The sequence below is a fragment of the Candidatus Electrothrix sp. genome (assembly GCF_052785085.1).
Genome location: NZ_JALAAI010000028.1, coordinates 1 through 25,253 on the forward strand (window position 1 = coordinate 1; position 25,253 = coordinate 25,253).

General features: G+C 49.8%; 27 protein-coding genes. 15 read left to right on the forward strand and 12 right to left on the reverse strand.

The window, feature by feature from the left end; all coding sequences use genetic code 11:
- The 5 genes from L2082_RS06560 to L2082_RS06580 form a co-directional block, all read left to right on the forward strand.
- Positions 1–368 (forward strand): MotA/TolQ/ExbB proton channel family protein (locus tag L2082_RS06560; RefSeq protein WP_446008954.1); only part of this gene is annotated, 368 nt, incomplete at its 5' end.
- Entirely contained in the window at positions 365–793 is a 429-nt protein-coding gene (locus L2082_RS06565) for an ExbD/TolR family protein (protein ID WP_446008955.1), read from the forward strand. The genes L2082_RS06560 and L2082_RS06565, both read left to right, overlap by 4 nt.
- Positions 790–1,818 carry a TonB family protein gene (locus tag L2082_RS06570; RefSeq protein ID WP_446008956.1) on the forward strand — a complete coding sequence of 343 codons (1,029 nt, stop codon included), beginning with the start codon at positions 790–792 and terminating at the stop codon, positions 1,816–1,818. Before L2082_RS06565 ends, L2082_RS06570 begins: the two co-directional genes overlap by 4 nt.
- A 143-nt stretch (positions 1,819–1,961) precedes the next feature.
- A complete protein-coding gene (locus L2082_RS06575) occupies positions 1,962–2,249 on the forward strand; it encodes a hypothetical protein (protein ID WP_446008957.1) in 288 nt (95 codons plus the stop codon).
- On the forward strand, positions 2,221–2,493 hold the full coding sequence (locus L2082_RS06580; RefSeq protein ID WP_446011558.1) for an addiction module antidote protein: 273 nt from the start codon (positions 2,221–2,223) through the stop codon (positions 2,491–2,493). The genes L2082_RS06575 and L2082_RS06580 overlap by 29 nt, the downstream gene beginning before the upstream one ends.
- 262 nt (positions 2,494–2,755) lie before the next feature.
- On the opposite strand, the gene L2082_RS06585 is transcribed toward L2082_RS06580, so the two are convergent.
- From L2082_RS06585 to nifH, 12 genes are all read right to left on the reverse strand, one after another.
- Positions 2,756–3,880 (reverse strand): glycosyltransferase, encoded by a 1,125-nt coding sequence (locus tag L2082_RS06585; RefSeq protein WP_446008959.1) that lies wholly within the window; start codon positions 3,878–3,880, stop codon positions 2,756–2,758.
- A 55-nt stretch (positions 3,881–3,935) separates the two neighbouring features.
- Complete coding sequence (locus tag L2082_RS06590; RefSeq protein WP_446008960.1) at positions 3,936–4,316, reverse strand: hypothetical protein; 381 nt, start codon at positions 4,314–4,316, stop codon at positions 3,936–3,938.
- A gap of 81 nt (positions 4,317–4,397) precedes the next feature.
- Positions 4,398–4,757: a four helix bundle protein gene (locus L2082_RS06595; RefSeq protein WP_446008961.1), complete on the reverse strand. Its 360-nt coding sequence runs from the start codon at positions 4,755–4,757 to the stop codon at positions 4,398–4,400.
- Positions 4,706–5,944 carry an RNA-directed DNA polymerase gene (locus L2082_RS06600; protein WP_446008962.1) on the reverse strand — a complete coding sequence of 413 codons (1,239 nt, stop codon included), beginning with the start codon at positions 5,942–5,944 and terminating at the stop codon, positions 4,706–4,708. The genes L2082_RS06595 and L2082_RS06600 overlap by 52 nt, the downstream gene beginning before the upstream one ends.
- Positions 5,945–5,971: 27 nt before the next feature.
- On the reverse strand, positions 5,972–6,460 hold the full coding sequence (locus L2082_RS06605; RefSeq protein WP_446008963.1) for a hypothetical protein: 489 nt from the start codon (positions 6,458–6,460) through the stop codon (positions 5,972–5,974).
- Between the two features lie 132 nt (positions 6,461–6,592).
- Positions 6,593–6,856, reverse strand: coding sequence for a hypothetical protein (locus L2082_RS06610; protein ID WP_446008964.1), 264 nt, complete (start codon positions 6,854–6,856; stop codon positions 6,593–6,595).
- A gap of 117 nt (positions 6,857–6,973) precedes the next feature.
- A complete protein-coding gene (locus L2082_RS06615) occupies positions 6,974–7,894 on the reverse strand; it encodes a hypothetical protein (RefSeq protein ID WP_446008965.1) in 921 nt (306 codons plus the stop codon).
- A gap of 497 nt (positions 7,895–8,391) precedes the next feature.
- Positions 8,392–9,765 (reverse strand): nitrogenase molybdenum-iron protein subunit beta, encoded by a 1,374-nt coding sequence (gene nifK, locus L2082_RS06620; protein ID WP_446008966.1) that lies wholly within the window; start codon positions 9,763–9,765, stop codon positions 8,392–8,394.
- Positions 9,766–9,940: 175 nt separating this feature from the next.
- Positions 9,941–11,584 (reverse strand): nitrogenase molybdenum-iron protein alpha chain, encoded by a 1,644-nt coding sequence (gene nifD, locus L2082_RS06625; RefSeq protein ID WP_446008967.1) that lies wholly within the window; start codon positions 11,582–11,584, stop codon positions 9,941–9,943.
- Between the two features lie 29 nt (positions 11,585–11,613).
- Positions 11,614–11,988, reverse strand: coding sequence for a P-II family nitrogen regulator (locus tag L2082_RS06630; protein ID WP_446008968.1), 375 nt, complete (start codon positions 11,986–11,988; stop codon positions 11,614–11,616).
- Positions 11,988–12,335: a P-II family nitrogen regulator gene (locus L2082_RS06635; RefSeq protein WP_446008972.1), complete on the reverse strand. Its 348-nt coding sequence runs from the start codon at positions 12,333–12,335 to the stop codon at positions 11,988–11,990. The genes L2082_RS06630 and L2082_RS06635 overlap by 1 nt, the downstream gene beginning before the upstream one ends.
- Positions 12,336–12,424: 89 nt before the next feature.
- Positions 12,425–13,249, reverse strand: a complete 825-nt coding sequence (gene nifH / locus L2082_RS06640) for a nitrogenase iron protein (RefSeq protein ID WP_446008969.1) — start codon at positions 13,247–13,249, stop codon at positions 12,425–12,427.
- A gap of 621 nt (positions 13,250–13,870) precedes the next feature.
- Between nifH and L2082_RS06645 the strand changes: the two genes are divergently transcribed.
- The 10 genes from L2082_RS06645 to mutS all read left to right on the forward strand — a co-directional run bounded on the left by L2082_RS06645 (position 13,871) and on the right by mutS (position 25,251).
- Positions 13,871–15,028, forward strand: coding sequence for a LeuA family protein (locus L2082_RS06645; RefSeq protein ID WP_446008970.1), 1,158 nt, complete (start codon positions 13,871–13,873; stop codon positions 15,026–15,028).
- Between the two features lie 87 nt (positions 15,029–15,115).
- Positions 15,116–16,765, forward strand: a complete 1,650-nt coding sequence (gene nifA, locus L2082_RS06650; protein ID WP_446011559.1) for a nif-specific transcriptional activator NifA — start codon at positions 15,116–15,118, stop codon at positions 16,763–16,765.
- 370 nt (positions 16,766–17,135) lie between these two features.
- Positions 17,136–17,774, forward strand: a complete 639-nt coding sequence (locus L2082_RS06655) for a hypothetical protein (protein ID WP_446009018.1) — start codon at positions 17,136–17,138, stop codon at positions 17,772–17,774.
- Positions 17,775–17,928: 154 nt separating this feature from the next.
- Positions 17,929–18,267: a DUF4926 domain-containing protein gene (locus L2082_RS06660; protein WP_446009019.1), complete on the forward strand. Its 339-nt coding sequence runs from the start codon at positions 17,929–17,931 to the stop codon at positions 18,265–18,267.
- Between the two features lie 279 nt (positions 18,268–18,546).
- Positions 18,547–18,969 carry a hypothetical protein gene (locus L2082_RS06665; RefSeq protein ID WP_446009020.1) on the forward strand — a complete coding sequence of 141 codons (423 nt, stop codon included), beginning with the start codon at positions 18,547–18,549 and terminating at the stop codon, positions 18,967–18,969.
- 139 nt (positions 18,970–19,108) lie between these two features.
- Complete coding sequence (locus L2082_RS06670; protein ID WP_446009021.1) at positions 19,109–21,337, forward strand: COR domain-containing protein; 2,229 nt, start codon at positions 19,109–19,111, stop codon at positions 21,335–21,337.
- A 204-nt stretch (positions 21,338–21,541) separates the two neighbouring features.
- Complete coding sequence (locus tag L2082_RS06675; RefSeq protein ID WP_446009022.1) at positions 21,542–21,766, forward strand: hypothetical protein; 225 nt, start codon at positions 21,542–21,544, stop codon at positions 21,764–21,766.
- Between the two features lie 27 nt (positions 21,767–21,793).
- A complete protein-coding gene (locus L2082_RS06680; RefSeq protein WP_446009023.1) occupies positions 21,794–22,012 on the forward strand; it encodes a hypothetical protein in 219 nt (72 codons plus the stop codon).
- Entirely contained in the window at positions 21,990–22,406 is a 417-nt protein-coding gene (locus tag L2082_RS06685; protein WP_446009024.1) for a PIN domain-containing protein, read from the forward strand. Before L2082_RS06680 ends, L2082_RS06685 begins: the two co-directional genes overlap by 23 nt.
- Positions 22,407–22,557: 151 nt before the next feature.
- The gene (mutS, locus tag L2082_RS06690) at positions 22,558–25,251 is read left to right on the forward strand and encodes a DNA mismatch repair protein MutS (protein WP_446009025.1); all 2,694 of its coding nucleotides are present in this window, start codon (positions 22,558–22,560) and stop codon (positions 25,249–25,251) included.
- The last annotated feature ends 2 nt before the right edge of the window (positions 25,252–25,253 follow it).

The following is a 25,253-nucleotide window of genomic DNA, read 5'->3' on the forward strand; positions in this document are numbered from 1 at the left end:
ACTATGATATGAGCAAGGCAATGGAGTCTGAAGCCCAACATCTGCTCAAAAAAATGTCACAGTTCATGACCGTGCTGGATACCATGATCACAGTGGCCCCGCTTCTGGGTATTCTGGGCACAGTCATTGGCATTATCTCGTCCTTTAAGATGCTCGGCAGCAGCGGCATGGCAGACCCCAAGCTGGTCACTGGTGGTATTGCCCAGGCCCTGATTACCACAGCAGCGGGATTAACAATCTCTATTATTACCGTGTTCCCATATAACTATTTCAAAAGCCGAATTGAGAACGCTGCTCATCTCATGGAAAAATATGCAACCCGCCTGGAGGTAGGGTATCGTAAAGCAATGGTGGAGGGAAAACAATGAAACTCAGTAACCGCAGTATAGGTGCGCCCCGTGTGGAAATGCTCCCCCTGATCGACATCGTGTTTCTGCTGCTGGTTTTTTTCATCTATGCTATGCTGTCCATGGCTGTACATCGGGGCCAACAGGTGGATCTGCCACAATCCGGCACTGCAGGCCTGGAAACCAACGAGGCCCTCGGCATCACTATTCAAGATGCGGACAACGGGCTGAAAATCTTTGTTGATGAGGAGCCTGTGGAACTCCCGGAGCTGGAACAGCTACTTGAGAAAAAAAAGGCGGCAAGTAAGGAGAAGAACCCTAATGTGCAGATCTTTGCCGATAAATCGGTTTCCTATCAGGGGCTTTTTCAGGTACTGGACAGGGTCAAGCAGGCTGGCCTCACCAGTATATCTCTTCAGGCCGAGGCGGAGACCGCAACACCGTGAACCAGGAGGTAATGCAGCGGATGCTGCCCGCAGTCGTTGTAACTCTTGCCCTGCACGGTGCCTTGCTTTCCTGGCAGATGCAGTTACCTAAAACTGTGCCGCCCAAACCTCCTGCCCGAAAAAAGATTTCCGTCAGTCTCAAGAGGATTGCACCAACTCCGCCACCACAGAAAAAAATCGTGCGGGAAATATCCAGCCCGCCGGAGATTGCAGCGGTGGAGTATGAACCGATCCGTCCGCTGGTGCCTGTCAAGGCAAAACCTGAGCCAACCAAGCCGGTCAAGAAACAAAAACCCTTGCCCAAGGTTCAACCTAAAACGGTAAAAAAGCAGGTTGTCCAGCCACAACCCAAAACTGTTTCGCGGCCCAAGCCACCACCAATCAAGCTACCACCAAAAGTCGCACAGGTGAAGCCTGCGCCGAAGCCCCGTCCGCCAGTGCCTCAGCCCAAATTGAAAAAGATAACTGTTCAGAAGGCACCACCCCTGCCCGATGTTGCTCCGGTTACCTTGCAACCATTCAAGCCGTTGGCAGCTCTTCCGGTAAAACAGGAGCCAATACCACGGCCGCAGCTGAAAAATATCCAGCCTACTATTCGGCCTGCTCCATCTCCACAGCCTATACGGCCTGTACGGCAAACCAAGCCGATTGTGCGCAGGACAAAAAAACAGCCAGTGCGACGTGTACACACACAGCCGAGACGAAAGATTCAGACAACAACACGATCAACAGCACCGGTCAAGAAGGCTATCCAGGAGGCAACACCGCTTTATCAGAGCAACCCTCCACCAGCATATCCTCGTATGGCCAGACGGCGCGGGCTTGAGGGGACAGTGACTCTTGCCGTTACCGTACTCAAAGACGGCTCAGTGAATAAAGTAAGGCTCCATAAAAGTAGCGGTCATACATTACTTGATAAATCAGCCCTGAAGACCGTGAAGAGATGGCGTTTCTCTCCAGGAACAAAAAACGGTCGGCCTGCAACTATGGAGGTGCTGGTTCCTGTGCGCTTTAATTTGGATTGAATGGCATAGAAACAAAAAAATGGCGAAGCCTCTCGGCCCCCCCGGTTTTACGAAATTGAGGTTGTTACAGAGCGGTACAGGTGGTATCCTAATAAGTTAGGGTGAAAATAGATTAAAGAGTGTAAGAGAAAAGAGGTGTGATAATGGATAGAGAAAAAAGGGAAAAAGCAATGATACAACAAACTGGGCTACATATTGGAAATCATGTGCTGGACCTGCTCAAACTGCCCGAAGTCGCCCGGCAGGAGTTGCTCACATTTTATGAATTCTTGCTCTTTAAATATCAGGCGCAGGCTGATCGAACAACAAAACAGCATGTTTTATCAGATATTTTTAAAGAAGCGGAGGGTGTTTTACCGGATCAGTATACGTTTGATCGTGAGGAGCTTCATGAGCAAGGACGTGACGACAAGCAAGTGGGATGCAAGTGAGTACCTTGACAGCCCGGAAATGATGAAAGAGTACCTTCAGATTATGTTGGAAGAAAATGGTGTTGAAGGCTTTCAACGTGCATTGGGTGATATTGCCAAGGCTAAAGGTATGTCTGAGATTGCAAGAGCCACTAAACTCGGCAGGCAGAATCTTTACAAAGCGTTGGCTGAAGGAAGTTCGCCGAAGTTCGACACTGTGAAAAAAATGGTTGAAGCCTTGGGCTGTAAAATTGCTATTGTTTAATTGTTTCTCCGGCAGGACGACACCGGAAACGTTATCCCGACGGGCGAGGTGTTCAAAAAATGTGCGGTCGGTCGGGAGTTGCTGCTGCCTCGAATTCGATGAGTATTTGCATGGCAGAAGGTTCAAGGGGCTGAGGGAGCGAAGAAGCTTGTCGGTGCTGCCGATTATGGAAAGCGGGTGTGAGACACACCCTGCTTGACTATCGAAAATAGTTCTGTCCCCTTTTTCGATTTTGTTGCACTCAATCATACCTGCAAACGGCTCATTCAACATTCTTAGAATCTTCCGACATTGCCTGACGTCGCTTATTATATTCGATAAATGCTGCGGCATGATGACGGCGTCCAAGCTCAAGATGATCCTGAATGGATTTATTGCGCGTAAAAGTCGTGTTGGAGGCTGCATCATGGAAGCGGTAAAGGTAGAGCATCTTGTCCAGGTGCAGACATTTTGAATGCAAGAAGAATCTTGCGTACAGTTCCCAGTCGTCGGCAACCGGGAAGTTCCGGTTATACCCTCCAAGACTACGCAAGGTTTCCGCCCTGTAGGCCCGAACATGATTTGGTCCGACGGTCAGAAACCAGCCAAAGAGCTGATGATGCTCAGGGCCGAAGCTGTCATAAATATCAGGATTGAGACACTCCTTGTACATCTTTCCCCGGTACTCCGTGTCCCGGTAGCGATCCTTCCAGAAGTCATCGCCGAACATCTGCGGGCTTCCATCGGAAAAAAAACTAGCGCAATTTGAGTAGACCATACCGACATCCGGGTTGGCATCAAATGCTTGGCGAACCTCCTCCACCGCATTATCGGTCAGCATATCATCGTGGTCCAGCTCGATCAGGTACTTGCCGTTGGCCATCCGGGTGGCGATATCCTTCAGATGCCCGATCTTGCCGCTGTGTTTTATCCGCATCGGGCGGACCCGGTAGTCTTCCCTTGCCAGCTCAAGCAGCTTCTGCCAGGTACCGTCGCTGGACTCATCGTCAACCACGCACCACTCCCAGTTCGGATACGTTTGTTCACGAAGAGACTGATAGGTGTCTCTGAGAAAATCCCCTGTGTTATAGGTCGGGGTATAGACACTGACCAAGGGAAAACTTTCATCCAGATGATGAGGGCCGAACAGAGTGCCGATATAGCAGCTGTCAATAGCAAGGGTCACCTCGTCATCCGTGGCATCGGGTTTGACGTGTATCCATCTTTTGCGCAGTTCCAGCCCGGCAATATTTAAAGCCCCTGGAGCAAACTCGCTGGTGACAAGGACATCCGGGGCGAATGAGGCAATATCCTGGAACAATCCGCTGATATTTTCGCAGACTTTTGCTTCATAGGGTACAACCCAGCTCTTGCCGATAAAGAGCACTTTGATGCCTGCTGTGGGCATTGATCAATCCTCCGGCAGTAGGGTAAAGGGTGAAAAATTATGATTGGATATTATTTTACAATCTATAAGATACATGTTGCAACCGGTATTTTGACTGCGTTTTGCCTTTCATCCGGGGGCGAATAAACAAAAAAAAAATCCCCTCCGCCGTTAACATAGCAGAGGGGATCCATTCATCCTTGAGGCAACGGACAGAGAAGCCGTTTGCGCGGTTGTTGCTGTTCAGGTCGGCGTTGCCGCTATTGAAGTTCAAGTTGCGGGCGTTGGTTCCGTCGACCGTACTGCTCCAGTAGTTGCCGTTGCTGCCCGCGTTGTTGAGCGTGCCGTTGTTGTTGCGATAACCTGCCGCTACATGGCGGGCGGACAAACACTTGACATCTTCAGGCGTAATCCGGGTGCGGGCATTGCACCTGAAGCGGATGCCTTGTCGAGGCATCCTTTCTGCCCGGACATAAGGAAATACGTCCCGGCGGTCTGTCAGGATGAATATGACACGCTCGCAGAATAGACCTTCCGGTCATCCTGCAACTCCGGTCATATATTTCTCCCATCCGACCAGTTGAACAGAGACATTCTCAATGCCGCTGTTCAACTGGACAAAGGGTTTATTACCGATCACATTAAGATCCTTACTTAAACGCAACAGCAGACGAATCGCTTCCGCATTGTCCCGCGCTTCGGCTATACATTCCAATCTGTCCCGATTCCGGCTTTTATTGGCCCTGTAAATATTGAGGATCAATTCCAGAGCCTCGTTCTTCAGCTTTTCTCCGAGCGTATATTTGTATTCTCTGGGAAATTTACCTGTGCGCCTAAAAAGCTCAATCAGCAGGTCATAAGCGACTTTATAGACAGGCAAGGCTGTGTATAATGCCATAGCAGGTTCCGGATATTCAGCGTTATTTTGCTGTATGCGTCATCGAATGAAAAGAAAAAGAAAAACTGAGGACAGAGCTTCTTTCTCGCCTTGATAATCAGATGGCGGGTGTCCGCATGACCGAGAGTGCCGAGATAGGAGTTCATCCTTGCTCTGATATGTTCAAGCACCTGTTCATCTATTCTTTGTTCCGTTTCAAGCAGCAGGTTGATTTCATTGATCATTCGGTAAAAGTTGTTCTTTGTCCGCCTGCTGATATATTTTCGATACGGTTTAATATATTGACCGAGAAACAACACACCTTTGCTGTAATGTTGAAGATAGATTTTGCCCGGATGCACCTCCAAGCCAACAGCTGCGAGTTCTTTTTTCGCCTCGTTAATGATACTCCGCAAAAATTCCTTGGACTGATGAACAAACACCATGTCGTCAACATATCTGCCGTAACAGCGCACCCGCAGATCATGCTTTATAAAATGATCAAAATCATTCATAAAAATGTTTCCGAACAGCTGCGAGGTCAGATTACCGATGGGCAGACCGCAACCTTTTTCAGCATAAAACAGGCTCTTGCTTTTCGGCAGTCCTTTCCATGCCGTGCCAGGAGATTTCCTCCTGCATCCGACCGCCGCCGGGGTGTGAATAATCCGTCGCAGCAGATAGTCGATAAGTTCCCGTGACAGGCCGCCATAATCGTTATTTCTGCCCGACAGTATCCGCTGCACTTTTACCCACAGAACATCATGGCGCATGTTCCTGAAATAGCCTGTTATATCCAGTTTAAGAATATAGGCATCCCGCTGATAATTTTCTGTGCAGGAGCGGATGAACGCATCAAGCCGGTTTATGCCGAACAGGGTTCCTTTACCAATTCGGCAGCTGTAGGTGTCGTGAATCAGCTTTTTTTCCACCGCAGGATTAATCGTTCCGTGCAGCAGGTGATGCACCACCCGGTCGCGAAAATCAGCGGCGAATATTTCCCGTTTAACCGGTTTATCAACAATAAAAGCGGTGCAGGGGCCGGGGGTATAGCAACGATTTCGGATCTCGTCGGCAAGCTGAAACAGATTATGTTCATAATCCATCTCAAAGCGCAACTGGTTGTACGTGTTCCGTTTGTTTTTCCGCGCCCTGTAATAGGCTGCAAACAGCCTTTCATCCAGCGTATCGTTATTTTTATGCATCATCGGACAGGGGCACGGTACGTCGTGCCCCTACAATCCCGATGCGGGGGCCGCATTCCGCTTTGTATTCAGCTGTTTCTGCATACTTATAATGAACTGCACGGCCTCCATCGGTGTTCTCTGCATCACCGGGAAAGCGGCCACCTGCTGTGCGATACTTGCTGAGTCAGCCTCATGCCTTTCTTCTGCCTTCCCTTTCCACCGTCCGCACCAATCCGAATAATCCTCTGCCTCGTTCCATCGGACACCGGTGACCTTTAGCATTTTTTCCGCCGTTTCAAACACTCCGCCGCAGCTGTGCAGCTTCTCTTTGACCCGCTCAAGTACGGATTCCGGGAAACCGGCACTGTAGACATATTGATCAACAACTTTAATAAATTTGGCTGTAATCTTCAACGGCTTGATGTTTCCGATGAACAGCATGGCATCCTTATTATACACCTTGTAAAAAATGCCTTCCTTATGCAGATACAGACAGGACAGATCGCCTGCCAGTCGTATTTTCTCTTCCGTATTCACACCCCCAACATACCACAATTATTCTATTGCGCCATGAAAAAAAATTCGCCCGCTACGCGGTAAAATAAAAACGACCGCACGCTACGCGATGCGGTCGTAAAGGGACAAAGATGACAAATAAATCAAAGTGTCTTAATCCTTGAGGCAACGGACAGAGAAGCCGTTTGCGCGGTAGAAGCTGTGCAGGGCGGCGCTGCCGCTACTGAAGTTCAAGACGCGGGCGCTGGTACCGTCGACCGTACTGCTCCAGCAGTAGCCGCTGCTGCCCGCGAAGAAGAGCGTGCCGAGGTAGTTGCGACAACCTGCCGCTACAAGCTTCAGGGGTGAATCAAAAAGTGCGATGCTGGTTGCTCCGTATTGATCGATCTCATCCTGCCACTCCGTATCTGTGGGCAACCGGAAGCTGGTGGGACAGGGATTATTTATACCGGCTACACCATTCCAGAGCGCGGGGTCCGGCGTGCTCAGCCAATCTAAGAAGCCGGTTATAAAATTCCCATGATCGGGTTGGGGCTATGCGCCACCCCATTGAGTACCTACAGTGCCGCTGTCCCGCTGTTCATGGCCGTCTGTCGGTCGGCCCCACTGGTACAGATCGCCGTAGGCGGCTGTATCGTCAAACAACGTTGCCACCTGACTCGCGCCCAGATTACGGTCCATCCAGACCTTGCCGGTGGCTGAAGTCACAGTCGGGATCACCACCGGACTGTATGTGAATGTTACCCAGGATGTGCCGTTGCAGCCCTCGAAATCCGAGCCGCTCCAACGGATCTTGCCTGCGGACGCCGTATCACAAGCGGCAGCAGTTGCCTCCATTTTTATCTCACCGTCCACATGCAGCTTTGCACCCGGTGTCGCCGCGCCGGTACCGATACCCACATCCACGGTCGCCGTGACCTTGCCGGTCGCGTCTGTCCATGAACTGGTACCGGAAGGGCCTTGCGCACCCTGCGGCCCTGCTACGCCCTGCGGACCTTCTGCACCCTGAAAGCCCTGAGCACCATCAGCCCCTTGTGGCCCTGCTACTCCCTGCGGCCCCTGAGCACCCTGAACGCCCTGAGCACCATCAGTTCCGGCGACTCCCTGCGGCCCCTGAGCACCAGATGATCCTTGAGGGCCGATATCACCCTTCTCAGCCATCAGGCTCCAATACGTCCCGTTTGGCGGAGTATTGGCAGACGAGGATACATGATCCTTCACGCAGAGATAGCTACTGCCACCGTACTGCATCCCGTCTCCGATGGCATACTGAAAGCCGTCCTGCCACTCTCCGGTCCAATAGATGGACGCACCGATATTGGTCGTGCTGCCCAGCGGTATCACCACCACTTTATTCGCCTGCACCGCAGGCGCAGTGAGCATTAAAGAGATCAGGCATAGGGCTGCCAGGCTCCGATTTCTTTTCCTTCTGCTGAAGTCTTTTGTCGTTTTCATATATTTTTCCTCCTCCGTTCCTTCTCGTTATCCCGCACCATTTAACAAATATTACTACATGACACTATGTATTAAAAATATTATATTTCAAGGATTCACGGCAGTCAAACAAATATATTTTTTTGAACCAATACAGAAAAAGAAAACAGGGGCGAGGAACCTTGGTCGAGTAATCCGCCTGAAAGACCAGGTTGCACAAAATATCACGACAAAGGTTATATTTTTCCTATGAGCACAGCGGACAACCCTCATGACAGCGTGGTCAGACAGACTTTGGGACGCCCGGAGGTATTATCGGAGGCGAATCAACGTTATCTACAGTTTATTTCAGCAATTGATGACATGACTGCAGAAGTGAAGGTAACTTCTCAATAAGTGCTGGCATCCTTGTTTTGGCGAAAGAATCTTAGTCCAAAAAGCAAAAATGGCGGAGCCTCCCGGCCCCGCCACAATTCCTTCCTGTTCTTCCTCTCTTTACATCCTGTACAGCACGGTTTCTACAGCACCAGCTCGAATTTCATTTCCGTATCGTCCCGATCCTTCCGATCAAGCAGGGCGGTCAGTATCTTCTCCAGCAGGCGCAGGCCGCCTTTATAGCCCACCGTAGGGAAATACTGATGTCCCTGACGATCCAGGATGGGGAAGCCCCAGCGAACAAAAGGTACGTCTTCGTCACGGGCAATGTACTTGCCGTAGGTGTTGCTGATCAGCAAATCAACCGGCTCGTTCTTCATCCACTGATGGACGAGGAAAAAGTCGCCTTTGGCCTTGACATTTACCTCATACGGCATGTCTGCCGTGATTTCCCTGATCCGCTTCTCAAACTTCTTGCCCGGAGTACCGGTAACAACGTGAACCGGACACATATCAATGGACACCAGGAACTCGGTCATAGCGATGAGTTGATCCGGGTCACCAACCAGTGCCACCTTTTTATTGTAAAAATACTGGTGCATATCAGAGATGAGGTCCACCAGCTGACCACGCTCGGTCATGACTTCTTCAGGCACATTAACACCAGCCAAGGTACGCAGAGCCTCAATGAAGCGATCTGTCGCTTTCAGGCCAAAGGGCATATCCAGCACTGTGCAGGGTACCTTATACTGCTTATCCAGCTGACGGGCCGCATCGGCAGAACACCACTCGCCCAAGGCCAGGGTACCGGTTGAATCAGCAGTGGACTGCAATTCAGCAATGGTGGTACCACCTGCCGGGAACATTTTATACTCGCCGGTCAGAGGGGTGTTCAGGACGCCAGAGGTATCAGGGAACATGATGGTGGAAACACCCATCAGATCGGTGATACGCTTCAGCTCTTCCATATCACAGGGCTCAACCCAACCAGGGATCAGGTTGACCTTGCCGTTCTTTTTTCCTGTGGGCTCGGCCAGCTCGGTCATGGCTTTGACCATGTTGGAAAAACCCGTTACATGGGAGCCAACATAACTTGGCGTAGAAGCACCGATAACGTGTTTGCCTTCAGGAATTTTGCCTTCCTTAATCGCCTTCTTGCGGATCTGAGGCAGGTCATCACCAATGGTTTCAGACAGACAAGTGGTATGGACTGCTACGATCTCTGGATTATAAACGTTAAAAATATTGTTAAAGGCCTGAGTCAGGTTGGCCTGACCACCGAAAACAGATGCACCTTCGGTAAAGGAGCTGGTTCCGGCAGAAATAGGCTCTTTATAATGCCGGGTCAGGGTTGAACGATGATAAGCGCAACAGCCCTGGGAACCGTGACTATGGGGCAGACATCCGTGGATGCCCAGAGCCGCATACATGGCACCGATAGGCTGGCAGGTCTTGGCCGGGTTAATGGTCAGGCCCTTGCGCTCGCTGATTTCTTTGGGGGTATGTCGTAATAACATCCTGTGTTACCTCGTATTCTTATGTAGGGGCGAATCCCTGTGTTCGCCCTGATTATACCGGGCAGGCACGGGGACCTGCCCCTACGAATTATTTCCGCGTATGGGTTGTAGGGGCCGAACCTATGTGTTCGCCCTGTTTGCATAATGGGTAGACACACAGGTCTACCCCTACAGATTATTCCCAGACAAAGGTTCCGGAAAGCTGCGGATTATCCTGCCACGGAGCCTTCATGTAACTCCAGACCTTGCTGCTTACCAGTCGATCAATCTCCTGATAAAAGTTGATTGCGCCTTTGAATCCGGCATAAGGACCGCCGGAATCATAGCTGTGCAGCTGCTTCATGGGCACACCCAGCTTCTGGATAGAGAATTTCTCTTTAATACCAGCGCAAAAGATATCCGGCTTCATCAGTTCAACCAGTTTCTCAGCTTCGTACTGATTCAGGTCATCAATAATCAGGGTACCCTCGTCCATATCCGGGGCAAGACCTTCGTAATCTTTAAACTTCACGCCCTTTTCTTTCAGCACCTTCATGGCCTCTTCGGTCTTGCGGGGATTGTAGCGGGTCTCGTCGGCCTCAACCTCAATCTCCTCAATGTTCCGGCTGTCTGCATCTATCTTGATAAAAGGCAGAACCCGACGTCCCTCGTAGTCATCACGGTGGGCGAACTCGTAGCCAGCCGAGATGGTCTTCATGCCCAGTTCGTTGAACAGTTCCTGGTAATGATGGGCCCTGGAACCACCCACAAACATCATGGCGGTCTTACCATCAGTGTGAGCCTGTGCTTCTTTGGCTGCTGCCTCAACTTCGGGCATTTCCTCAGCAATGACTGCTTCAACTTTATCAATCAATTTCTGATCTTCAAAATAGGCGGCAATCTTACGCAAGGACTTGGCTGTGGCGTTAGCACCAATAAAGTTCACTTTAACCCAGGGAATACCGAACTTGGTTTCCAACATGTCAGCCACATAGTTGATAGAGCGATGACACATAACCGCATTCAGATCAGCCTGATGGGCCGTGGCAAACTGGTTATAGGTGGAGTTCCCTGAGAAGGTGGAGATATTAGTAATCCCACATTTTTTAAAGATCCGATCAATCTCAAAGCCATCACCACCGATGTTGTACTCACCCAGCAGGTTAATTTTATACTCGCCCTCAACCGGCTCGTCGTTCTCGCCCACAATGTGACGGAAAACCTGGTTATTAGCAATATGATGGCCTGCTGACTGCGAAACCCCTTTATAGCCTTCACAGCTGAAGGCATAGACATTACAGTCGCCGAATTTTTCCTTCATCTGTTTGGAAACCGTATGAATATCATCGCCAATCAACCCCACAGGGCAGGTTGCAAACACGGCGATGGATTTCGGATGAAACAGATCATAGGCTTCCTGAATGGCTGTAGCCAGCTTCTTTTCTCCACCGAAAATAATATCCTGATCCTGCATATCGGTTGAAAACGCATAGGTCATAAAGTTCTCACCATCCGGTCCTTCCGGCCCCGGATCGGTTTGATTTCTTCGGGTCAACCAAGCGTAAAAGCTACATCCAATCGGCCCATGGACCAGGTTGACGATATCACGGGTTGGCCCCATAATAACGCCCTTACAACCAGCGTAGGTACAGCCACGCATGGTGATGATGCCTGGGATGGTACGAACATTGGCCGTAATCTCCGGCGTGCCGTTCTCCAGGGCCTCATTGATCATTATCTGCTTGGCGCGTTTACGGGCCACCTTGGGCGGATATTTCTTAATAAGTTCCGCTTTTATGTCGGTGGGATCCCACTGCACCAGCTTTTCTGCTGCTCCCATATTGTTCTCCTCAAAATTCCTGTTCAGGTTCAGACGATAGCTGCTTCACCTGTCTCACCGGTTCGAACCCGGATAGAATCAGCCACTGGCACGACAAATATCTTGCCGTCACCAGGTTTCCCGGTTTTATTGGGTGCAATGATTGCTTGCACAACCTCATCCACTTTCTCGTCTTCAACCACCACGGTCACTACTCGCTTGGGATAGAGTTTTCCTTTTTCTCCCAGCACAGCTGCCGCTTCTTCGTAGCCTTCATCGACCCCTTCAAGTACCTTAGGATTGGCAAATCCTTTGCCCCGGCCTTGCGCCTCGCGGACAAAATAAGAGTCAACCCCGGCATCGCTTAAGGCCTTCTTGGTCTGGTTCATCATATTGATGCGTACCACAGCGATGACTTCTTTCATTATGCGGCCTCCTCAACAACTCCTTCTTTGACGCCGGAACTGATGGTGTAGACTTCCTCAACCTCGCTGACAAAGATCTTACCGTCACCAAAGGCACCCTTTTCAGAAGTCCTGGCGGTTTCCATGATAGTCTGGATGACAAAATCTTTATCTTCGTCCCGAACTACGGACATGAGCATCATCTTGGGAATTTCATCGTAAGTGATATCGCCGATTTTAATACCGCGTTGTTTACCACGACCAGCAACAGAGTATTTAGTAACCGCCGGAAAGCCAGCATCCATGAGGGCAGCAAGAATTTCGTCGGATTTTTCTGGTCTGACGATAGCTCTGATCATTAACATGATGTTTATTCTCCTGAATATTTCTTTGTTCGTAAGGGCACGGCGTACCGTGCCCTTACATATGCATTATTTATTCGCTTTAACAGGGAAGATTAATTCATCAGACCGAAGTCCATGAGCAGCTGCTCCAGCTCTTCAATCTCCATAGGCGTGGGGATGACAAACTTCTCGTTTTCATCAATGGCCTTGGCCAAGCCACGATACTTATCCGCCTGGGGCGCATCAGGTTTCCATTCAATAACGGTCTTTCGGTTGATCTCGGCTCGCTGTACATCGTTGTCGCGCGGTACAAACCAGATCATCTGGGTTCCCAGTTTTTCAGCAAATTTCTCGATCATCTCCTGCTCATTGTCAACAGCACGAGAGTTACAGATCAAGCCGCCCAAACGTACATTACCGGACTGAGCAAACTTCATGATACCTTTGCTGATGTTGTTGGCCGCGTACATTGCCATCATCTCACCGGATACAACAATGTAGATTTCTTCTGCCTTACCATCGCGAATCGGCATAGCAAAACCACCGCAAACAACGTCGCCCAGTACATCGTAGAAGGCATAATCCAGTGCTTCGCTTTCTTCGTATGCACCCAAGGACTCCAGCATATTAATAGAGGTGATAATACCACGACCAGCACAACCAACTCCCGGCTCAGGACCACCAGACTCAACACACCAGGTTCCGCCGTATCCTTCTTTGCGGATGTCTTCCAGTTCTACGTCCTCACCTTCCTCACGCAGGGTATCAAGAACAGATTTTTGGGCCAGACCACCAAGCAACAGACGAGTGGAGTCTGCCTTAGGATCACAACCAACCACCATAACCTTTCTGCCCAATCCACACAGTCCAGCTACTGTATTCTGGGTTGTTGTAGACTTTCCGATTCCGCCCTTGCCGTAGATTGCTACCTTTCTCATTGTTTTTCTCCGTGTATAAAAGAGGATATTCCCGGATTGTCCGGTTCTTTGTTTGCGTTAATCATTTGCATTATGAACATCTTTGTATTGATGTTATCCTCTCTTAAGCAAACGGTGTGCCGTTCGGGATATATTTTTTATATTGTTTAATATCAATAAACTAAAAGAGAGAAATCGCTACATACCACAACGTGACCTTTTTATTTGAAAACCTTTTTGTCATATTGTTTACAATCAGAACCTCAATATACCTTTTTGTAACAAATCAGCCTTGCAATCGTTGGGAAATCGCAATTAAGAAAAAGATCGGCAAACATAACAGTCGAACAGATCAAGGCATAAATTTTCACACCACCTCCGCAACATTTCTTCGCACCTCTCCTTACATTTATGTGCATCTCACGAGCAAAGAATCCAATATTGTAAACTTCATCTCCTTTATTGATCAGTTAAAAACGAACACCTTATCACCCAATACTCTGATTTTACACCTCTTCCTGACAAAGACATGAAAAACGCAAAAATGGCACATGATGTGGATATTCATATCTGTATCTTTTTTTACCAATATCCCAGATTCAGTGGTCTCCCTGAACGTAACGACCAAATTATAACAAACAGATGCGCATCAATCAGCCTCAACTTATTGACTCCACCCTTCGGGAAGGGGAGCAGACCCCCAGTGTTGCTTTCACTGATCAGGATAAGCACGAGATTATTCAGGGACTCTGCCGCATTGGTGTTGACGAAATTGAACTCGGTATAGCATCTCCGCTCAACACCTATCTTCCCAAACTTGTCCTTGAGGCCAGAAAACGCACTGCTGACTCTTGCCGTCTCAGCCTGTGGTGCCGCTGCAAGCCAGAAGACATCACCTTTGCCGCTGTCTGCTCACCAGACCTCCTTGCCCTGTCTGTCCCGGTTTCAGATGCCCATATTCAGGAACGTCTGGGAAAAGATAGGGATTGGTTACATACGACCCTTGCAGCTTCAATCCAACAGGCCCTGGCCGCAGGCATCCCTGCTGTATCTGTGGGCATGGAAGACGCCTCGCGGGCGGATATCGACTTTCTTTGTGCAACAGCAAAAATTGCCAAGCAATACGGAGCAAGCCGCATTCGCCTGGCAGACACAGTGGGGATCTGTTCTCCAGCTGGCATGACCCGCCTTGTCCAGACTATTACGTCGGCGGCCTCGCTTCCCATAGCAGTCCACTGCCATAATGATTTTGGCATGGCCACGGCCAATGCCATTGCAGCCCTGGAGGCCGGAGCCAACGGTCTGGATGCCACAGTTCTGGGGCTTGGCGAACGAGCAGGCAATTCGCGTCTTGAAGAAGTTGTTGGTTACCTTGCCTTTATCCTGAATGAAAAAAAGTATCACCCAGAATTTCTCCCGGAACTCTGTCAACGGGTTGCACAAAGCACAGGAAAAACCATTGCTGATAACCACCCCTTGGTTGGCTCGGCCATCTTCACCTGTGAGACCGGATTACATCAACACGGCATAACTGTCAATCCAGACATTTATGAACCATATGCCCCAGAACGGGTTGGAGGAACACGAGATCTCCGATTTGGAGAAAAAACCGGGGCCAGAGCTGTCCAGCTGCAACTTGATCAGGCAGGGCTCCGACTTGATGATATGCAAATCAAAAACCTGGTCAACCGGATACGTTCTGGTGGTCAGACACTTAACCAGGAACAGCTTCTCCGCTTTGCCGCAGAATGCTGCTCATTGCGAAGCTCCGGGTCTGACACCTCGCCGCTTGCGGCGTGACAGGCTAATATTTTCATTTAATTTAATTTAACACCCCACCCCCCCAAGGGGTGGAGTTGTTTATTCATCCGAAAGAGAGGAAAAAACATGCTAAAGGAGAAAGAGGAAGCCAACCTCTTCCCCAACCACAGCTTTATCAGTGAAAGCACTGAGGCTCTGGAAATCAAGGCGTTATATCGTATTGTCAAGTTGATCGGGTCTGCTGTCCATCTGGATACAGCCCTTTCTGCTATCCTCAAGGTGCTCCACGATACCCTGCGGATGGAACGCGCCACCTTAACCCTGCTGGACGACGAACAGGAGAGGTTAACCATCCGGGCCTCATACGGCCTGAGTATTGAAGAAGAACAGCGCGGTATCTACAACCTTGACGAGGGCATCTATGGTAAGGTCTTTCGTACTGGATCGCCCTTTATTGTTCCTGATATCAACAGTGAACCTCTTTTCCTCAACCGCACAGGCTCCCGCCAGATGTTCAGCAAGACCAAGCTCTCCTTTATTGGTGTACCTGTCCTGCTGAAGGAAAAGCCTGTGGGCGTTCTTAGTGTTGATCGCCTCTTTGGCCTGGAGACCTCCCTGGAAGAGGATGTCCGCTTTTTAACGGTACTGTCCACCTTGATTTCCCAGTTTCTTGATCTGAACCAGGCCATCCGGAAAGACCGGGAAAAATTGGTTTCAGAAAACCAGAGCCTTAAAGATCGCCTCCATGCCCGCCATAAAAAGCATTATATTATCGGGCAGTCAAAAACCATGCAGGAGGTCTTTTGGAGTATTGAGCGGGTTGCTCCCAGTCGGGCCAGTGTTCTGCTCCTTGGGGAATCAGGCACAGGAAAAGAACTGGCAGCCCAGGCCATCCATGAGGCCAGCCCCCGCCGCGATAAACCTTTTGTCAAAATCAACTGCGCTGCCTTGCCGGAAAACCTTTTGGAAAGCGAACTCTTTGGTCATAAAAAAGGAGCCTTTACCGGAGCTGACGGCACCAGGGAAGGACGCTTTGAGCTGGCAGATAAAGGGACCCTGTTTCTTGATGAAATCGGTGAAATGCCTTTGGGCCTCCAGGCAAAACTACTTCGGGTTCTTCAGGAACAGCAGTTTGAGCGGCTGGGTTCCAATCGCACTATTGATGTGGATGTCCGTATCATCGCGGCAACCAATGTCAGCCTGGAAAAAGCTGTGCAGGAAGGCACCTTTCGTAATGATCTCTACTATCGACTCAATGTAGTGCCTGTTGTACTGCCGCCGCTCCGCAAAAGAAAAGATGATATCCCTTTGTTGGCAGACTTTTTTCTCAAATCAAGCAATAAAAGAAATGACAAACAGGTACGGATGACCACAGAATTCCTGGACCTGATGACTGATTATGACTGGCCGGGAAATGTCCGTGAGTTACAGAACCTGATGGAACGGCTGGTGATCCTTTCCACAGGTGATATGCTCTCTGTTCATGATCTTCCTGGCTATTTTCTTCAGCCACCAACGGAACGGCTTATGCAAAACAGGACCGAGTCACACCTGCCGCCGCAAATGCAGGGAATGCAGGGTCAGGTACCTGAACAGCGAACAAGCGAAAACAGCCCGCCCCGCTCTCTTCAGGAGTTAGAGCGTGAACAGGTGGAAACAGCGTTGAAACGACATGGTTGGGTGCAGGCCCGTGCAGCCCGTGAACTGGGGCTTACCCAGCGTCAGATCGGCTATCGGATCAAAAAATTTAATCTGCAACGACCGGCCCTGTATTGATCGGCATCCCTTTTTCGAGAGATACTGTAGGGGCAGACCCATGTGTCTGCCCTTTATTTTTGGATGACGCCAAGGGTAAACACACAGGTTTCCCCCTACGACACATCATATAAGGACGAACACAGGGATTCGCCCCTACTACAGTGCCCTGACATACTCCCCATCGTTACAAACGATGGGCTTTTTTGTTCCCTCCTTTTGCTCTCAATCTTCTTGACAAAAACAGCCCATCCTTCTACTCTTGCTCATCAAAACGTTTTTTCATATGAAAGTGCCGAGTATCAAGCGGCTTTCATATTTTGTTGTCCCGGCCCAAGGGCCGGGATGAGGGGTATATTCCCGGGAAACCATAAGGAAGGGATAGAACATCATGAAACCATTTTCAAAATGGACTGTGCCCGAGATTGAAGAAGAGTTTCAATTGACGTTTGAACCCGATTTTCAGGGGCTTCGATCATGGCTTGCAGGAGCAAGCAAGGTAACCTCGGAGGAAATTGCGCAGTTACAAGGATTATCCAGGAAGCTTGCATTGCGCGTTCGTGATTGGAATGAAGAAGAACTCAAAATCTCGTTCATCGCCCTTCTTCTGGACATGATTGATTTTTACGATCCAGCATATCGACCGTTTATGGAACGGGAAGTGTCTGTGGAATATGCGGACAATAAAAAGCTGTGGGGGATCGTGGACTTTCTGGTGGCCCAGGGCAGGCATGCTCCTCAAGAGCAATTTTTCTTCCTTCACGAGTACAAGAAACAACTTGATACCTCCAATGATCCTTTGGGGCAATTATTGGCCGAAATGGTGGCAGCCCAAACCATCAATCATCATTCTCATCCGATCTATGGTGCTTATGTTATTGGTCGGCATTGGTATTTTGTTGTACTTGATGGAAACATCTACAGCGAAAGTCTGGCCTATGATGCCACAAAAGACGAGATTATTGAAATCTTCGGCATGTTGCGCCATACAAAGGAGATTATCCGGCAGCTTGTTTCTGCGAGGTCGTAACGGATTGCAAAAGTTATCATGAGCTTCGGTTGGGGAGCTAGCCCGACCGACCGGGGTGGGGCTTGAGTTGCATTCTCATGGAACGGTAGCCGGAGGAGGGGTAGGGTATATTCCGTATAGGGCTGCCCACAACCCGTCAATAGAGGTAAAAAATATGAAATCTGATCTCGGCGACATTGTAGAACTTATCAGAGATATTCCTGAGCAGCATCTTCGGGCGGGAATGCGGGCCGCAATTATTCATTGTCATGATGATGCAGTCTATGAACTTGAATTCAGCGATGAACAGGGAGAGACCTTAACGACTGCCGCTCTTGATGCCGGGCAATTTATCCCGGTCTGGTGCGCGGCGACGGAACAGTGGGTTTCACCGGCGGAGCAGGCAGCTGCGCTACTTGCCTCACTTCCGGAAGAGGCGGCCCGGCAGGTGCTGGACTTTGCCTGTTTCCTCTCTCTGAGGGTCTCCGGGGCTTCTGCGGTCAAGGCCGGGTGATTAATGGAACTCCCGGTTGCATTCTAATGGAACCTTTGAGTCGCATACTCATGGAACGATCTGTTGCATTAGACAGGAACAGATTGTTGCATTAGAGTGGAACAGGTCGTTGCATTAGGCAGGAACAAATCGTTGCATTCTAGTGGAACTCATCAGTTGCATGAGAGAGGAACTGGCAGCCGGACCCCGGTGCAGGGCAGCACGGCCCTTTTTATCAATGATTGAGGTGCGCAGGCGATGACGGATAACGAAGTGCTGACGCAATAAAAAGAGGCGATTATGCCCTTATCAACTAACAGTCTTGTTATATTAGTCAGCTCGCTGATGATCGTGCCGTGTGGAGTGATCATCAAGAAGCTGACTCGTGGCAAAAAGACTTCTCCAGATCAAGAATGGGAAGACTGGTTTCTTGGGATTGAATTAGTCTTCTCCGCCTTAACATCGGCCCTCTTCAAGGCACTTGAGGCAGCTGGTTTCATGCAGGGGCAGGCTGCATCTCCCGCCAATCTTCTTCAACCCATAGCCCTTGAGAAAATTCAGCGATATGTCTTGTTCTCCCTCTGGATACTTGGCGTTCTTTTGATAATCATGCTCATCCATCAGCGTGGCATAGATTGGAGCAATAGATCACGAACTATAAAGTTGGGTATCTTAGCGGACGTGCTTGGTGTCATGTTGATTGTAGTATTGAACTTAATATGAGGACGCTATGAGCAAGATGAACAAGACGCTTTTCAGCTACATTTCAAACATCTCGGCAACAGTCGCACTGTTGGGTGTATTTGTTATGTTCATGTCTTTTATAGGGATGAACATTGATATACATACGAGTATAATTATCATGCTGATAACAACATTATCCGCATCCATTTATATATTGACGCTCAAACAAGAACAACGTCGCGCTATCCAATTACAGGAGATCATCAAGTTATCGCTGCTGACCCAGCTTGATCTCAGCGACAAAGGACTGACCAAACTGCCGCCTGAGTTGTTCCGGCTAACCAAGTTGACATATCTTGAAGTTCTTAACCTCAGCGGTAATCAACTTGCAATGTTTCCGCCAGAAATCTCTGAGCTGACGAATTTAACCCGGCTTGACCTCAGCAATAATCAGCTCACAGCTTTGCCGCCGAATCTCCTCCAGCTCACTAATCTGGCAATTCTCAACCTCAGCGGCAACAAACTGACAACCCTACCGCCGGAACTCTTCGAGCTGGCAAACCTGACCCGGCTTAACCTCAGCGGTAATCAGCTCACTAGCCTACCGCCAGACATCCTGCAACTGAAAAACTTAACTGAACTTGACCTCAGCAACAATCAGTTCACGACTCTGCCGCTGGAAGTTACCCGACTAACCAAACTGGAAAAACTTTACCTTAAAGGCTGTCCGCTGACCTCACCTCCGGCAGAGATAGCCCAGCAAGGAATAGAGGCTGTGCGCAGCTATTTTGTCTCCCTGAAAGAAGAAGTGCAGCCCTTGAATGAGGTAAAAGTTATTTTAGTCGGTGATGGAGCAGCAGGAAAAACTTCTTTAGTTAAAAGGCTATTTGGCGAAGCGTTTGACCAATGCGAACCCATTACGCACGGCATCAACATCCGCAACTGGCAGGTGCATGCCGAGGACAAGGCTATCAAGGTCAATATCTGGGATTTCGGCGGCCAAGAGATAATGCATGCCACGCATCAATTTTTCCTGTCCAAACGGAGTCTTTATGTACTGGTATTAGATGGCCGGAGAGATGAGCGGCCTGAATACTGGCTACGCCATGTCGAGTCATTTGGTGGAGACTCGCCTGTCCTCATTATCCTCAACAAACAGGATGTCAATCCAGGCTTTGACCTTAACCGACCTTTCCTGCTGACCAAGTACCCCGCTATTAGAGGCTTTTACCGTACCTCCTGTGCCACAACCCAAGGCATAGAAAAATTCCGGGAGATACTGCTCAATGAGCTGGCGATGATGCCTCTGGCCGAAACTCGCTGGCCTAAAAGCTGGTTCCATGTCAAGGAACAGATAGAAAATCTAAACAAACCCTACATCAGCAGTAATGAATACGCAACGTTTTGCAAAAAGGCGGGCATCACTGAGGATAATAACCAAGAGGTGCTGGTTGACTTCCTCAATGATCTGGGAGTGGTCGTGCATTTCAAGGATTTCATCTTGGATGCCATGCACATCCTCCAGCCAACCTGGGTGACGAACGCCGTCTATAAGCTCATCAATGCGGAACAGGTAGCAGCTAACAAAGGCATCCTCGACTTGGACAGCCTAAGTGAAATCCTGCGGCACGGTCATGGAGAAGGATTCTCCTACCCACCGCAGACGCATCTGTATATTATGCACCTGATGGAAAAATTCGAGCTATGCTACTCAATCAGCAAGGGATCTGTACTCATCCCTCAACTCCTCCATGTCGTCGAACCGAACTTCTCCTTTGACTATGACAGCGCATTGGGCTTTGCCCTCCATTATCCTGACTTTCTGCCGCCCTCTGTCTTTCCCCGCTTTATGGTCAAGGTGCATAAGGATATTCATGAAAACACCTGCTGGCGCACCGGTGTACTACTGAAGGATAAGCGGAGTGGAGCACAGGCATTGGTCAAGGAGGATGTGGAGGCGCGGCGCATCAATCTCTGGGTACAGGGTGAACGCCCCAGAGAGTACCTGCACTACCTCCGCTACCTGCTGACCGACATCAACAGCAGCTTTGAGAAACTTTCCGTCAGCGAGCGCGTGCCCATGCCGGATGACCCGCAACGGACGGTCGATTATGAAACCTTGTTGAAATATGCGGAGCGGGGTATTGAACGGTATATTCCAGAGGGTTCTGATCAAGACTACAGCGTGGATGAACTGCTTGGCTTGGTACAGCCAAAGGATAGAGACGAGCTGCTTGAGCTGGCTAAAAAAGTTGATCCCCAAAATAAGGACAAAGAATTTTTGGCTGAACTGCTTACCGGTATAGTTCCATCTAAGGTGACCGTGCTCGGGATAACCTTCAACCTTAGCGAGCTGTTCAGACGTATCCAAGCCCGAGAAAAGCAGAAGCGCAGGCAGGGCAGATAAAATTAAGCAGTGACTTTACAAAGAACTCACTACTTAGTTTAGCGGAAACTCACCGGTGAGTTTCTGAAGAAAGAACCAAGGTCTTATTTCGTGCATTACAGTTTGTTGTCTGGAATAATACAAGGACACCAGCTTACGATGCCACTTTCAGACTGCTGCCGCCGGTTACAGTCTCCACAACGAACAATATACAAGGTACTCAGCATGAAACTTTCTATCAGTGACGAAAAAACCAAAGAGCTGCTCACCGAAGTAATGATAGAGTTACTCAAAAGCAAGCGAGACCTCATTTATGACATTCTGCTGGAAGCACTGGAGGAGGTCGGCATGGCCAATGCCATTGCCGAAGGCAGAACCAACGACTTTGTTTCAAGAGACGAAGTGTTATCCATCCTTGACAAAGCACCCCTTATTTCTTACGATTATTGAATAAACCTATAGAATAGGAGGAGCACTATGGAATCACTGGCCTTTGAAACTGTTATCCGAAACGGCATGATCGCTATCCCCGAACAGTACCGGGAAAGATTTCAGGAACCGTTCCGCATAATCGTGCATCTTGAACCCCTCACCGAAAAACAGGGAACAGATGCATCGTTCAATGCGGCCCGTATCTCCACCAAGGGGTTCAAATTCAATCGGGATGAGGCGAATGAGCGAGAAAGCTTTCTTTGACACAAACATCCTTTTCTATCTCTATTCAGTTGACGAGCCTGATAAGCAGGCAGTAAGCCGACGTGCTGTTCGTGGCTATTCCTGTCCTACAGTAAGCACACAAATTCTGAACGAGCTGGCGAACACCCTCCACCGAAAAATGCAGGTGGAATGGAATACTGTTGATGCAGTGCTTCAGGAGATCGACCATGCCTTTCATGTTGAAACCGTGACTGTACCGGTGATCCGCAAGGCATGCGCCATAGCCGAACGCTACCGTTATTCCTATTATGACAGTGCAGTGCTTGCATCAGCCCTGTTATGCGGAGCTACGCTGCTAATCAGTGAAGATATGCACCATGGACAGTTCATAGAAGACCAGCTACAAATCGTGAATCCTTTCATCACAACCTGAGACCTCCCGCCTCACCACCACCCATCTTGCAATATCATCACCTTTTCCCCTCATATCTTCTTGACAAAACCTGTGCCGCCATCTACTCTTCCCGCTCAAAGCATTTTATATCCTGTTCTTACCAGTTAACCCGAACCCAAACAAGCAGATCGTGCCCGCAAAAAACACCTCAAAAACCGCCTCAGAACCATCCGCAACCCCAAAGATGACTCCCATGCTCCGCCAGTACCTGGAGATCAAGGAGCAGTATCCTGGCACCATTCTTTTTTATCGGATGGGTGATTTTTATGAAATGTTCTTTGAGGATGCCGAGACCGCCTCGCGGGTACTGGGCATCACCCTGACCTCCCGTAACAAAGGCGATGAAAATCAGGTACCCATGTGCGGGGTACCCTATCATGCGGTTGCTGGTTATCTGAGCAAAATGGTCAAGGCAGGCTATCGGGTGGCCCTTTGCGAGCAAGCTGAAGATCCCAAGCAGGCCAAGGGCATTGTCAAGCGGGAGGTGGTCCGGGTGGTCAGTCCAGGTGTGACCACGGATGATCAGCTTTTGGACGAAAAGAGCAACACCTTTGTCTGCGGCCTGACAGCGGCCCGGAAGCGAAAAAAAATCGTCCAGATAGGTCTGAGCTTTCTTGATGTCTCCACAGGCAACTTTCTGATCAGCGAAATCCCGCTCCAGGATGAAAATATTGATCCGGTTATTGACGAAATCACCCGCATGCAACCGGCAGAGCTGCTCCTTGCTGACGAGGAAAGAGAATCTCTGGCCGGACTCAGTGAAATGCTCACCACCCTGATTTCGGGCCTCTGCATCACAGAACGACAGGCATGGTCCTTTGATTATGAGACCGCGCTCACCACCCTGAACGAGCATTTTAACACCAGCTCCTTAGCAGGTTTTGGCTGCCAGGATATGCAAACAGGCATCTGCGCCAGCGGTGCCCTGCTCACCTATATCCAGGAAACCCAAAAGACCGATCTCTCCTATATCCGTCAGCTTAGTCAGCTCACCCGGTCCGGTTTTCTGATTATTGATGAATCCTCCCGTCGCAACCTGGAACTGACCGAGACCATTATTGGCGGCAAACGCAAGGGATCGCTCCTCTCGGTTCTTGATCTGACCTCAACCCCCATGGGGGCCCGCCTGCTCCGCCAACGCCTGCTCTTTCCGCTTCAGGATCAGGAAAAAATCGAGCAGCGGCTCACTGCTGTTGATATCCTGCTCAAAGATACCCTGCTGCGCCGGGAGCTTCAGGAACTACTCACAGGTATCTATGATATTGAACGCCTATGCAGTCGGCTGATTCTGGGACACGGTAATGCACGGGACATGGCAGCACTCAAGCACTCTCTGGGTCAACTGCCGGAACTGAAAAAATTACTTATGAACACCCTTGGTGGCCTGCTCCAGGACATCGGTATGGAACTTGATCCCCTGTTTGATCTGCACGAGCTGGTTCATAAGGCCATCCGCGATGATGCGCCAATAACCCTGCGGGAAGGGCGACTGATCCGGGAGGGATTTCATGAGGAGCTGGACGAGCTGATTCATCTCCTTCGGGACGGCAAGCAGCTCATCCTTAATCTGGAAGCCAAGGAGCGGGAACGCACTGGCATTGCCAAGCTTAAAGTGGGCTTTAACAAGGTCTTTGGCTATTTCTTTGAGGTCAGCCGGGCACAGAAGGGAGAGCTGCCCGATGATTTTATCCGCAAACAAACCCTGGTCAATGCAGAGCGTTTTATCACCCCGGAGCTGAAAGAGCTGGAAAATAAAATCTCCACGGCCCAGGAAAAACGCCTGACCCTGGAATACAGTCTGTTTCTTGAAATCCGGGAAAAGATCGCCTCCCAAAGCCAACGCCTGCTGGCTGCTGCCCTGGGTATCGCCCGCACGGATTTTCTGGTCAGTCTGGCCCGAGCAGCTGACCGCTACCAGTACACCAAGCCAGTTATCACAGAGCAACGAAATGTCAGAATCGTTGAAGGCCGCCATCCTGTGATTGAACGCTCTCTGGATCCTGGCAGCTTTGTGCCCAATAATGTCACCCTGGATCAGAAAGAAAACGAGCTGCTGATCATCACCGGCCCGAACATGGCGGGCAAGTCCACGGTCCTGCGCCAGACCGCCCTGATCGTGCTCATGGCCCATATTGGCAGCTTTGTACCAGCGGACCGGGCAGAAATCGGCCTTGTTGATCGTATCTTCACCCGGGTCGGGGCAATGGATGATTTGCGACGGGGGCAATCCACCTTTATGGTGGAGATGAATGAGACCGCTAATATTCTCAATAATGCCACTGAGCACAGCCTGGTGATTCTGGACGAGATCGGGCGCGGAACCTCCACCTATGACGGCCTTGCCATTGCCTGGGCCGTGGCTGAAGATCTGGCCGATAAAAACGGACGTGGAGTCAAGACCATGTTTGCCACCCATTATCATGAGCTGACCGATCTTGCGACTACTCACGAACGGATTCAGAATTACTCAATAGCGGTGCGAGAGCGGGATAACCGCATTCACTTTCTCCATAAGCTGGTTCAGGGAGCAGCCAGCCGCAGCTATGGTATCCAGGTGGCAGCCCTTGCCGGGGTTCCGGATCAGGTGGTTGATCGGGCACAGGAGATTTTGACCAATATTGAGCAGGGGGAGTTTACAGCGACAGGGGAACCCACCATTGCGGTTTCACCAAAGAGAAAACCAGAACCGAGCCAGATGAGTCTTTTTCCGGCTAAGGAAGATCCTTTGCGTACCCGGTTAAAGGAAGTTGATCCTGATGAATTGACGCCGAGGCAGGCGCAGGAGTTGTTGTATGAGTTGGTTGGGGTAATGGAGGGAGGTTGAGA